This is a genomic window from Ideonella sp. (assembly GCF_035254525.1).
Classification (GTDB): Bacteria; Pseudomonadota; Gammaproteobacteria; order Burkholderiales; family Burkholderiaceae_C; genus Ideonella.
The window spans coordinates 1-8,951 of record NZ_DATFAN010000173.1 but is presented as its reverse complement, the minus strand read 5'-3'; the positions used below and the strand labels follow the sequence as shown (position 1 = coordinate 8,951).

Genomic DNA, 8,951 nt, shown 5'->3' with positions numbered 1-8,951 from the left:
TCCCGCAGAACTACGACCACGGCTTCAAGGGCGCGGTGTCGGTGCGCACGGCGCTCGCCAGCTCGCTCAACGTGCCGGCGGTGCGCACGCTCGTCACGGTCACGCCCGAGGCCTTCCGCGAGCGGCTTCAGGCGCTGGGCTTCAGCCTGCGCGCCAGCGGCGGCACCTACGGCTACAGCCTGGCGCTGGGCTCGGCCGAGGTCACGCTCGCGGGCCTGGCCAACGCCTACCGCGCGCTGGCCAATGCGGGCCGCACGGGCCCGCTGCGTCTGAAGCCCGACGAGGCGCGCGCCGCTTCACGCTCCGTGATGGACGCGGCCGCCAGCTTCATCGTGGCCGACATGCTGGCCGACCGCGAAGCGCGCGCGCTGACCTTCGGCCTCGACAACGCGCTCGCCACCCGCCACTGGGCCGCGGTGAAGACCGGCACCAGCAAGGACATGCGCGACAACTGGTGCGTCGGCTTCTCGCGCCGCTACACGGTGGGCGTGTGGGTCGGCAACGCCAGCGGCCGGCCGATGGCCGATGTGTCCGGCACCAGCGGCGCCGCGCCGGTATGGCGCGCGGTGATAGACGAGCTGCAGCGGCGCGACGGCGACGCGGCCGCCTTCGCAGCCCCGAAACCACCCACCGGCCTGCAGCGCCAGGCAGTACGCTTCGAGCCGGCCATCGAGCCGCCGCGCAGCGAGTGGTTTCTCGCCGGCACCGAGCAGGCCCGCATCGTGCGCGCCGAGGCCGCGCCACCCAGCAGCCTGATCGCGGCGCCCATCGACGGCACGGTGCTCGCCCTCGACCCCGACATCCCTCCTTCTGCCCAACGCCTGCGCATCGCGCCTGCACGCCCGCTGACAGCAGGGTGGCGCTGGCGACTCGACGGCCGGGTGCTCGGCAGCGCGACGACGCGACATGCGCTCCCGTGGCCGGGGATGCACCGATTGGAGCTGCTCGACGCCAGCGGCGCGGTGCGCGAGGTCGTGAGGTTCGAGGTGCGGGGCGCTCGCACGCGCGAGAGCCCGAGGCCTCTGGCGCCAGGCTGACCGGCGGCGCTTCGGCCATCTGCCGACATCCGAGATCGCAGGCCGATCGGCAGGGCCCCGAGTGCCGCGAACTGATCCCCATCAAACCGGTCGCTCACGTGATTCTTAGAGTGCGTGAGCGCGCATTCAGTGCGCTTCGATGGTCGTCGTCTCTCGCCGAGACTCGTCAATTGGCTTCAGACGATTGGTCACGAATCCTTTTGGCATCGGCTGCTTCAGGAGGAAACACATGACTCACGCGCGATTCAATCTCGGGGCCTTGGTTCTCGCCGCAGCCTGCATTCTTGGCGTGACGGCCACCCACGCGGCGACCGTGGCGTACTACAAGTTCGAGAACGGTACCGATGGGGCGCCAGCCCGCGGCAAGGGGACCATTCTGGACAGTTCCGGCAACGGTCTCAATGGGACACCCTTCGGCAGGCCCAAGTACAAGGCGGTCAGCAATCCCGACAGCACGCTCGCTCTGCGGTTCAACGGCACCACCGCAGGCGTGTTTGTTCCGGACAACCCCCTTTTGCAGCTTACGCACAGTCTCACCCTCGAGGCTTATGTGTACCTGCGGAACGAAACGGGGTATGGCGGCGCAATCATCATCCGATCAGACGATCGCTATGACTGGGATCCCTACTACCTGATCGTGGGCGGAGGCCACCTGATCTTCTTGATCGAGGAAGCGGCTGGCCGGGGCTCGAGCGTCGTGTCGCCGTCCGAGCTCCCCAAGAACCAGTGGCTTCACATCGCGGGGACGCTGGATGACGCAACCGGGGTGCAGGCGCTGTATGTCAATGGCTCGCTGGTCGCTTCCACGGTTACGACGATTCGGCCATTCGCGGAACTGAAGCATCACGGAGGTCTGGGGATCGGCGCCGGAGTGCAAGGTGGCGTGGATGCGCCCTTCTATTTCTTCCACGGTTTCATCGACGATGTGCGAATCTCGGACGTGGCGCTCGATCCGTCAGATTTTCTGCCTCCGCCTTGAACATCGGTCAAAACCGTGCGTCTCAGTCCAGCCTCGGACGGCCGATCGACCATCTTGTTCGCTGGGTTGGTGCACCTGCTACCCGACCACGATGAACTGGTAGTCAGCCACGATGAGGCCGTTGTCGTCGAGCTGCATGAACTCCAGTCCCAACGCGGCCACCTCGCCGCTGTCCGGGCGGATCATCTCCCAGTGGAATGTCACCACATTGCGCAGCCGCTGCGCGTCCTGGCAAGCACGAAAACGGAAGCCGCGCTCGTGCACGTTCTTCTCGTAGGCGCTGGTCACGCGTTCGTACAGCGCCTCGTGGCCGCGTGCCTCACGCGCCTTCACGAAATGCACGCCCGTGGGCGACCACAGTTCTGCAGTGGCACGGCGGCGGCGCTCGGCGTCTGCTTCGTTCCATAGGGCGGCGTAGCGGTCGGCGAGTTGCTGAGTTGCGTTCATGGGGCCTCCTTGGCCAGCTTGGTGAAGCGTCGATAGAGAACGGCCACGGTCAGCGAAGTGGCCAGCAAGTACACGAGGCTCGGCGCGAATCCGGCGATGGCGGCGGACTGGCCTGGTGTCTGATGGCCGCTGCCATAGAAGACCATCCCGATCAGCGCCACGCCGAGCGCGTTGCCCATTTGTTGCACGGTGCCGAGCACGCCAGCGGCGACGCCGGCGTGCTCGGCGGGCAGGCCGGTCAGCACGGTGGCCACGAGCGGGGCCATCACCATGCCGAGGCCGCAGCCCTGGATCACCAGCACGGGCACGATGGCGGCCAACGACGGCGCGGCGGCGTGCGAGACCAGCACGAACATCAGCGCGTGACCGAGTGCGAGCACGCCGGCGCCGGCGAGGATGGCTTGCCGTCCCAGCCAGCTGCCGAGGCGCGGCGCCGCCATCGATGTGGCGAAGAACCCGCCCGCCAGCGCGGTGAACACGATTCCCGACTCGAGCGGCGAGAGCCCGAGCCCGCGCTGCAGGTACAGCGCCAGCACGAAGTACAAGGACGCGTTGCCGGCATAGAACGCCAACGTGACCAAGAGGCCGAGCACGAAGCCGCGCTGCGACATCAACTGCGGCGCCAGCAGCGGCTGACCACCACGCAGCGCCATGCGGTGCTGCTGGCGCCAGAACAGCGCGAACAGCGGCAGTGACGCCGCCAGCGCGGCCAGGCTCCACGCTGGCCAGCCGGCATCGCGTCCTTGCACCAGCGGCAGCAGCAGCGCGGTCAGCGCCAGTGCCAGCAGCGCGGCGCCCAGTGCGTCGACCCGGCTCGTGCGCGGCGCCGGCGGTGCGGGCAGCAGTCGCGGCGCGAGCAGCAGTGCCACGCCGGCGATGGGCAGGTTGATGAGAAAGCAGCTGCGCCAGCCGAGTCCACCAAGGTCCGCATCGATCAGCGAGCCCCCGATGAGCTGCCCGGTCGCCGCGCCGAGGCCCAACGCCAGGCCGTAGGCCGCGAAGGCGCGCGCACGTTGCTCGCCGCTGTAGGCGATGCCGAGCATCGCTGTCACTTGCGGCAACAGCAGCGCGCCTGCTGCGCCCTGCGCGATACGCGCGGCCACCAGCACCGAGGCCGTCGGCGCCAGGCCGCACAGTGCCGAGGTCGCCGCGAAGAGGGCGACGCCGAGCATGAAGATGCGGCGGCGCCCGTGGATGTCGCCGAGGCGGCCGCCACTGATCAGCCCCACCGCCATGGCTAGCCCGTAGCCGATGACGACCCACTGAAGCGCGGCGCTGCCGGCCCGCAGTTCGTGCTGGACCGATGGCAGCGCGACGTTGACGATGAAGAAGTCGAGCACCACCATGAACGTGCCGCTGAGCATCACCAGCAGTGCAGCGAGGCCGGCTGGCCGCGGCAATGCCGTACCGATGCCCGCACCGACGGCGTGGGAGGAAGACATGATCGGTTCCTTCGAAGTGCGTGTGGACGTGCCAGCATGGTCAGCCCAGATTCATGGACGGACAACGCATCGCAGTCCATACTTCATGCTCAATCGTCCAGTGTTCTGGAGTCACGATGGATCCTCTCGAAGACATCTTCAGCGGCACGCGTGTGCTGCAGGCGGTGTATGCGCACCTGGAAGCGCGTGCGCCGTGGGGCATCAACTTCCGCGAGGGTGATGGCGCACGCTTCGGCCTGGTGGTGCGCGGCGGCTGTCGCCTGCGGCTCAACGACAGCCGCGAGACCCTCGCGCTGGCCACCGGCGACTGCTTCGTCATCGCGCACGGCACGCGCTACCAGCTGCTCGACGACTTGCGCACGCCCACGGTGGACTGCTTCAGCCTGATCCGCGATCGCATCGGTCAGGTCATCAACGTGGGCGGCCAAGGCGCAGGCACCACGATCATCAGCGGCTGGTTCCTGTTCGACCGCGAACGCGCGCGGCCCTTGCTTTCGCTGCTGCCGCCGTTGATCCACATCCGCATGGAGCAGGAGCGCACGACGATGCTGCAGTCCGCGCTGCACCTGCTCGCGATGGAAACCTTCGATCAATCCCTGGGCAACGGACTGGTGGTCAGCCGGCTCGCCGACATCATCTTCCTGCAGGCCGTGCGCGCGCACGTGGCCACGCTGGGCGACGACGACACCGGCTGGCTCGCGGCGTTGGCGGACCCGCGCATGAGCCGCGCGTTGACCGCAATCCACAAGGACCTGGCACGCGACTGGACGGTGCAGTCGCTGGCCGCCGAGATCGGTATGTCACGCTCCGCGCTTGCCGCCCACTTCACGCGCAAGGTGGGCGAAACGCCGCTGGAATACGTGCGCCGCTGGCGCATGTGGCGCGCGGCCGAATGGCTGCGGCGCGGTGACAAGTCGATCGGCGAAGTCGCTTCGCTGGTGGGCTACACGTCGGAGGCCGCGTTCAGCAACAGCTTCGAGCGCGTGCACGGCGTGCGTCCGGGGCGCTTCAGGCGCTCGGCGGCGACCGCGTGAGCCGCTATGTGCCATGCGGAACTTCGACGCCGCTTGCCGCAGCACGCGCGGTGCCGGGCACCTTGCAGTCAGTCGGTCGGCGAGGCTCGGCACGCTTCAGTTCGAACTCGCGGTCCCGACCCATCAACGGCATCCGCGGCCTTGAATTCGTCGCCCCGAAGCAGCGATCAGCGCGCGTCTTGTGCGATCTGCGCGTGATTCTTGATGGTTCGCAAGGAAGGGAGATTCACACCTTCTCAGCATGTATGGGTCATCGCCACGGTAGGGGGGTCGCCATGAACCGCACGCCACTGAAGCTCCGGGCGGCATTCGCGCTATGTGCCCTTGTCACAGTCGCCTTCGCCCAGGCGGACGAGGCGAGTCCGGCGCCATTGCACGGTTTTCAGGTCGTCTACCAGTTCAACAGCAACGACGACGGCCGCGACGGCGTCCACCCCCAGGGCGGGGTGCTCACGCTGCCGGACGGTTCGCTGATCGGAACCACGAACTTGAGCGGGGCCCACAAGAAGGGCGTGATCTATCGCATCGCGCTTCCGGGCGGGGCCGAAACGGTCGTCCACGACTTCAAGTCGAGCGAGGGCGAGGGGCAGTACCAGCCACTCGTGCTGGCCTCCGACGGTCATGTCTACGGGGTCTCGATGTTCGGCGGCCCGTCCTACGCGGGCACCGTCTGGCGCATCGATCCGGACGGCAGCCACTTCACGGTGGTGCACGCCTTCGCGTACAGCGACGTCGCGTACAGCCCGTCGTCCCCGCTCGTCGAGGGCAGCGACGGCAACCTGTACGGGGCGACGGCCGGCAGCGAGACCCACGGGGCGATCTACCGCATGACGCCTGCAGGCGACGTGACGGTCGTGCATGCGTTCGCCGTAGACGGCAGCGAGGGCTATACGCCCGGCGCGTTGTTGCTGACGGCCGACGGCGACCTCTATGGCACCGCACGCTCCGGCGGCACCCTGGGAGGTGGCACCTTCTACCGCCTGAAACAGGACGGTTCGTTCCAGGTGCTGCACAACTTCGACGCCACGGCCGAGGGCGCCCTTCCGTTCGGCCGCTTCGTGCAGGCGCCCGACGGATCGTTCTACGGCGTGGCGCGCCATGACGGCCCGCGCGGCTGGGGCACCGCCTGGCACCTCGCGCCGGACGGCGCGCTGACCGTGTTGCACGCCTTCGGCAACGACCCGGGAGAGGGCTCCAGCCCGGTGGGCCTGACGCGCCTGGCCGACGGTACTTTCTACGGCACCACCGACGCAGGCGGCGCCGATGCAGGCGACGGATTCGGCTTCGGCACGGTCTACAAGATGAACGCGCGAGGCAAAGTCACCGTGCTGCACCGGTTCCGCAACCGGTACGGTGGCCACCATCCGTCCGACCAGGCGCTCGCCCTCGGGACGGACGGACGGCTCTATGGCACCTGCTGGCAAGGGGGGCGTCACCTCACGTGGCACCTCGAGGGCGGCATGGGCACGGTGTACCGGTTCACGCCCTGACCGACGAATCGAACTACCGCCTCAAGCGCGACGGCGGACTCACGATCCCTGCACACCCGGCCCTTCTGGCCTGGCCTTCGGTCCCCTGGCCAACAGACCCACAGCGCCACGTCATACGGCGCTGTCACCCAGGCCAGACAGGACGCCATCAGACCACGCGGGAGCTGGACTATCTCGGTGCGTAAAGCGATTGCAAATAAGAACCAATCGCATTAAGATTGGTCCAATTACGTCGGAACCGACGGTCCGCTTCTCCAGAAGGCACAACCATGCGCGCCCAACGATTCTCCCTTCCGCTTGCCGTCCTGGCTGCAGGCATCGGCCTGTTCAGTGGCTCCGGCCACGCCGCGGATGCGGAAGTGCAGCTGGTGATCAAGAACCACCGCTTCGAGCCGGCTGAACTGAAGGTGCCCGTGGGCCAGCGCGTCAAGTTGATCGTGCACAACCAGGACGGCACCTCCGAGGAGTTCGAGAGCCACTCGCTGAACCGCGAAAAGGTCATCCCGGCGGGCGCCAAGGCGACGATCTTCATCGGCCCGCTCAAGGCAGGGAGGTACGACTTCTTCGGCGAGTACAACGAGGCGACCGCCAAGGGCGTCGTCATCGCCGAGTGAACGGAGCGCCATCGCCATGTTCGCCGCCTCCTTGATCGTCTTTCGCGAAACCCTCGAGGCCGCGCTGTTCGTCGGCATCATCGCCGCGGCTACCAAGCAGTTGCCACTGCGCGGCCGCTGGCTGGCTGGCGGCGTGGCCACGGGCGTGGCCGGCGCGCTGCTGCTGGCCCTGACGGCCGAGCAGGTCGGCGCCTGGGCCGACGGCATCGGCCAGGACCTGGTGAACATCGGCATCCTGGCGGTCGCGCTTTCGATGCTGGTCTGGCACTGTGTCTGGGTTTCGACGCACGGCCGGCAGATGGCGATGGAGGCGCGCCAACTCGGCGCATCGGTGCAGGGCGGGCAGCGCAAGCCGTGGGCGCTCTTCGTCGCGGTGGCACTCGCGGTGCTGCGCGAGGGCGCCGAGACGGTGTTGTTCGTCGCCGGCTCAGTCACCGGAGGCGGCCCCGTCAGCGCCGCCTCGGTGCTGCTGGCCTGCGCCGTCGGGCTCATCGCGGGTGCCGTGGTTGGTGTGGGGCTGTATGCCGGCCTGTCGCGCATCCCGACGCAGAAGCTGTTCGCCGCGACGAACGTGCTGATCGCGCTGCTGGCGGCGTCGATCGCCAGCCAGCTGGCCCTCGCCCTGACGCAGGCCGGACTGATCGAGCGCGGCACCGCGCCGCTATGGGACAGCTCCACCTGGCTGGCGTCCGACTCCGCGCTGGGAGCGCTGCTGCATGCGCTGGTCGGCTACGACGCACGGCCGTCTGGGGTGCAGTTGGCCTTCTATGTCGCCGTTCTGGCCGGCATCTACATCGGCACGCGCCTGGTGATGCGGCAGCTGACGGTCAGCTCTCTGCCGCGTCGCGCCAGCCCGATCTGATAGCGCAGCGGCGCCGTTCAATGAACGGCGCCATTCCTGAGGAATTTCGATGCACGCCGTCAAATATGCGGGGGCGCCTGGTCGATCGGCTTCGGCTACGGCGCAACCAGCTGGTGTTTCACCGAGCTGTATGCGAAGTGGCACCACGAGCCGGGCGTGCAGAGCGCGTTCGACGCCTGGGAGAGCAAGTTCCAGTTGACGGAGACTGGAAAGTACCCGGTCGACGTCGGTTTCCTGCTCGAGATCGAGCGGCCGGAGGATCGCAGCGAAGGCTACGAGTACAAGTGGGGTCCTCTGCTGCAGTCGGAGTTCGGCCTGTGGCAGGCCAACCTCAATCTGCTGATCGAAAAGCACATCCGCACGGCAGCGCCGGAGAAGGCCGAGTTGGGCTACCAGTGGCAGTTGAAGTACCGCTGGAAGCCGTCGCTCGAGGCCGGTGTGCAGGGGTTCGGCAGCGTCGGCCCGTGGAACGACTGGGCGCCATCGGCAGAGCAGACGCATATCGCCGGACCGGCGTTGTTCGGTCGCATCAAGGTCGGCGAGCACCAGGCGATCAAGTACAACGCCGGTCTACTGTTCGGGCTGAACGACACGTCGCCGAAGCACTCGCTGCGGCTGCAGGCCGAATACGAGTTTTGAGTCGGTCGGTGGCCTCGTGGTGCGTCGGCGACCGGGCGTGCCTTCGGCTCGTCGGTGCCGTCCACCCAGTCGCGCGCGGCCTGCGCGCTGCGGCCGAAACGCTCGTGTCGCTGCACCAGTCGATCGGTCGCTCCCGGCGCGCAGTCCCGGGGTCGTACCGCCATTCGAGGGCGACGCAAAGAAAAAGGGCGGAGTGATCTCCGCCCTTCTGACATCCGTGGAAGTCGGGTTCAGCGCTGGGCCAGCGTCGTGGTGGCCGGCACGCGGGCGCTCGGCGCGACGCGCAGGTTCGTCTCGGTGTCGAACGGGTTCATCTCGCCTTTGGCACGCGCCGCGATCACTTCGGCGCGCACGTCGGCGCGGCTCAGGCCAGCGGCCGAGGCCTGCTGGGTCTTGGGGGACGGGCT

General features: G+C 68.0%; 10 protein-coding genes. 7 read left to right on the top strand and 3 right to left on the bottom strand.

Annotated features, from left to right (window positions below; genetic code table 11):
• Together VJ693_RS18280 and VJ693_RS18275 are read left to right on the top strand one after the other, a co-directional pair.
• A partial coding sequence (locus tag VJ693_RS18280; protein WP_324156461.1) for a penicillin-binding transpeptidase domain-containing protein occupies positions 1-1,037 on the top strand: 1,037 nt, incomplete at its 5' end.
• 229 nt (positions 1,038-1,266) lie between these two features.
• Positions 1,267-2,016: a LamG domain-containing protein gene (locus VJ693_RS18275; protein WP_324156459.1), complete on the top strand. Its 750-nt coding sequence runs from the start codon at positions 1,267-1,269 to the stop codon at positions 2,014-2,016.
• 78 nt (positions 2,017-2,094) lie between these two features.
• Here VJ693_RS18275 and VJ693_RS18270 read toward each other — a convergent pair whose 3' ends face one another.
• Entirely contained in the window at positions 2,095-2,463 is a 369-nt protein-coding gene (locus VJ693_RS18270) for a hypothetical protein (protein ID WP_324156458.1), read from the bottom strand.
• The gene (locus VJ693_RS18265; RefSeq protein ID WP_324156456.1) at positions 2,460-3,905 is read right to left on the bottom strand and encodes an MFS transporter; all 1,446 of its coding nucleotides are present in this window, start codon (positions 3,903-3,905) and stop codon (positions 2,460-2,462) included. The genes VJ693_RS18270 and VJ693_RS18265 overlap by 4 nt, the downstream gene beginning before the upstream one ends.
• 116 nt (positions 3,906-4,021) lie before the next feature.
• On the opposite strand from VJ693_RS18265, the gene VJ693_RS18260 reads away from it, so the two are divergent.
• From VJ693_RS18260 to VJ693_RS18240, 5 genes are all read left to right on the top strand, one after another.
• Complete coding sequence (locus tag VJ693_RS18260) at positions 4,022-4,939, top strand: AraC family transcriptional regulator (RefSeq protein WP_324156455.1); 918 nt, start codon at positions 4,022-4,024, stop codon at positions 4,937-4,939.
• Positions 4,940-5,214: 275 nt separating this feature from the next.
• Positions 5,215-6,429: a choice-of-anchor tandem repeat GloVer-containing protein gene (locus VJ693_RS18255; protein ID WP_324156453.1), complete on the top strand. Its 1,215-nt coding sequence runs from the start codon at positions 5,215-5,217 to the stop codon at positions 6,427-6,429.
• Between the two features lie 269 nt (positions 6,430-6,698).
• On the top strand, positions 6,699-7,043 hold the full coding sequence (locus VJ693_RS18250) for a cupredoxin domain-containing protein (RefSeq protein ID WP_324156451.1): 345 nt from the start codon (positions 6,699-6,701) through the stop codon (positions 7,041-7,043).
• Between the two features lie 16 nt (positions 7,044-7,059).
• Positions 7,060-7,905, top strand: coding sequence for an FTR1 family iron permease (locus VJ693_RS18245; protein ID WP_324156449.1), 846 nt, complete (start codon positions 7,060-7,062; stop codon positions 7,903-7,905).
• Between the two features lie 156 nt (positions 7,906-8,061).
• Positions 8,062-8,544 (top strand): hypothetical protein, encoded by a 483-nt coding sequence (locus VJ693_RS18240; RefSeq protein WP_324156463.1) that lies wholly within the window; start codon positions 8,062-8,064, stop codon positions 8,542-8,544.
• A 230-nt stretch (positions 8,545-8,774) separates the two neighbouring features.
• On the opposite strand, the gene VJ693_RS25730 is transcribed toward VJ693_RS18240, so the two are convergent.
• The coding region (locus tag VJ693_RS25730) for a DUF4148 domain-containing protein (RefSeq protein ID WP_414652311.1) at positions 8,775-8,951 on the bottom strand (177 nt) is incomplete at its 5' end.